General features: G+C 73.9%; 3 protein-coding genes. All 3 read left to right on the forward strand.

Features of this window, described 5'->3' with window-relative positions:
- The coding region (locus tag AB0M20_RS38545; protein WP_364305878.1) for a helix-turn-helix transcriptional regulator at nt 1-611 on the forward strand (611 nt) is incomplete at its 5' end.
- A gap of 53 nt (nt 612-664) precedes the next feature.
- Nucleotides 665-1465: a methyltransferase domain-containing protein gene (locus AB0M20_RS38550; RefSeq protein WP_364305880.1), complete on the forward strand. Its 801-nt coding sequence runs from the start codon at nt 665-667 to the stop codon at nt 1463-1465.
- A 48-nt stretch (nt 1466-1513) separates the two neighbouring features.
- A partial coding sequence (locus AB0M20_RS38555) for an AAA family ATPase (RefSeq protein WP_364305882.1) occupies nt 1514-2393 on the forward strand: 880 nt, incomplete at its 3' end.

The following is a 2393-nucleotide window of genomic DNA, read 5'->3' on the forward strand; positions in this document are numbered from 1 at the left end:
CGTCGATCGCGCTGGCCGAGCACTTCTGGCTGGTCGGCCAGCCGGACCGGGCCGCCGCCGAGGCCAAGCACGGTCTCGAGGTCGCCGAGCGGGCCGGCCACCCGTGGTTCGTGGGCGAGATGGCGCTGTGGCTGTGGCGGTGCGGGCGGCTGGGCGAGGCGCCGGCGGCCGCGGCCGGCCCGTTCCGGATGCTGATCGACGGTGACTGGCGGGGTGCGGCCGAGCAGTGGGCGGCGCGCGGCTGCCCGTACGCGCGGGCCGAGGCGCTGTCGCACGGTGACGTCGTCGCGTGCGCCGAGGCGCTCCGGGAGTTCGACCGGTTCGGCGCCGCGGTCCGGGCGCGCCGCCTCCGCACCGAGTTGCGGGAGCGTGGCCTGCGCGTACCCAGGGGGCCGGGATCCTCGACGGCGGCCGACCCCTCCGGCCTGACCGGCCGGCAGCGTGAGGTCCTCGCGTTGCTGGCCGAAGGCCTGAGCAACGCGCAGATCGCGGCCCGGCTCTCGGTCTCCGCGAAGACCGCAAGCCATCACGTCTCGGCGGTGCTCGCCAAGCTGGGCGTGCCGTCGCGGGGCATGGCGGCCGCCGCGGCCCGGCATCTGATGCGGTCATAAATAGGGAGCCCGACCCATGTGGAGGCCCTCGGCCCGCGCCTAGCGTCCTGGCCATGAAGACACTCGAGGGCCTCAAGGCCAAGCAGCAGAAGACGTGGGCCAGCGGCGACTACGGCGCCGTGGCCACGGTCATCCACGTCACCGCCGAGAACCTCGTCCAGGCCGCGGACCTGTCGGCCGGTGACCGGGTGCTGGACATTGCTACCGGCACGGGCAACGCCGCGCTCGCCGCCGCCCGCTGCCTCTGTGAGGTCACGGCGGTCGACTACGTGCCCGAGCTGATGGACCGGGCGAAGGAGCGGGCCGCGGCCGAACGCCTGACGATCAAGTTCCGGCAGGCGGACGCCGAGGATCTGCCCTGCGACGACGGCGAGTACGACGCGGTGATCTCGGTCTTCGGCATCATGTTCGCTCCCGACCAGGAGGCCGCGGCCCGCCAGCTGCTCCGGGTCGTGCGGCCCGGCGGCACGATCGCGCTGGCCAACTGGACGCCGGACGGTTTCATCGGCCAGGTCTTCAAGACCATCGGCCGGCACGTGCCGCCGCCGGCCGGGGTGCGCCCGCCGCCGCTCTGGGGCGACGAGACCCGGGTCCGCGAACTCCTCGGCGACCACGTCACCGACCTGCGGCTGACCCCGCGCGACTTCGTGTTCCGCTTCCCGGCCCCCGCGGCATGGGCCGACTACTTCAAGGTCAACTACGGTCCGACGCTGAAGGCGTTCGAGGCCCTCGGCGAGAACGGCAAGGCGTTGTACGACGATCTCGTCGAGCTGGCCGAGCGGTTCAACGTGGCGACCGACGGCACCGCCAAGATCCCGTCGCGCTATGTGGAGATCACCGCCCGGAAAGCCTGACCGTATGGCGATTGTTTCAGCAGGTCGGAGCCTCTTAGCATCGGCTTGATGGGTGTGCTGCTGGAGCGTGGTGAGCTGCTTGCCTCGCTGAACGAGCTGCTGGCGGCCAGCGCCGCCGGCGGCCGCGTCGCGCTCGTCGCCGGTGTGGCCGGCGCCGGCAAGTCCGCGCTGGTCGCCGCGTTCGCGGCCGGTGCCGCCGGCCGTGCCCAGGTGCTGTGGGGCGCCTGCGACCCGCTGCTCACGCCGCGGGCGCTGGGTCCGCTGCACGACATCGCGCGGCAGGCGGGTGGGGTGCTGCGTGAGCGGATTGCCGACCGGCCGCGGGCCGAGGTGTTCGACGCGTTGCTGGACACGCTGGACGGGCCACCGCAGCGGGCCCGCCCGGTGGTGGTGATCGAGGACCTGCATTGGGCCGACGAGGCCACCCTCGACATGGTCGCGTTCCTCGGCCGGCGGCTCGACCGCTGCCGCGCCCTGCTGGTGCTGACCTACCGCAACGACGAGGTGGGGCCCGATCATCAGTTGCGTTCGGTGGTGGCCGGGCTGCCCCGCGACGCGATGCGCCGGTTGTCGCCGGAGCCGCTGTCGGCCGAGGCGGTCGCCGAGCTGGCCCGCCGGGCGGGCCGGGCGCCGACCACGGTGCACGCGCTGACCGGCGGGAATCCGCTGCTGGTCAGCGAGGTGCTCGCGTCCACCGCCGAGGGGGTGCCGGCGAACGTCCGCGACCTGGTGCTGTCCCGGCTCGCGGGCCTCTCGCCCGAGGCCCGCGCGGTGGCCGGCCTGGTCGCCGTGTCACCCACACAGGCAGAGGCGACGCTGCTCGGCGGTCAGGCCGCCGCGGTGGACGAATGCCTGGCCAACGGCCTGTTGACCGCCACCGAGGACGGCGTCGCCTATCGGCACGAGCTGCTGCGGCGGGCGGTCGAGG

It is taken from the genome of Actinoplanes sp. NPDC051633 (assembly GCF_040681735.1).
Classification (GTDB): domain Bacteria; phylum Actinomycetota; class Actinomycetes; order Mycobacteriales; family Micromonosporaceae; genus Actinoplanes.

Coding starts and splice junctions, on each gene's coding strand:
- AB0M20_RS38550 (WP_364305880.1), top strand. CDS start 665: ATGAAGACACTCGAGGGCCTCAAGGCCAAGCAGCAGAAGACGTGGGCC.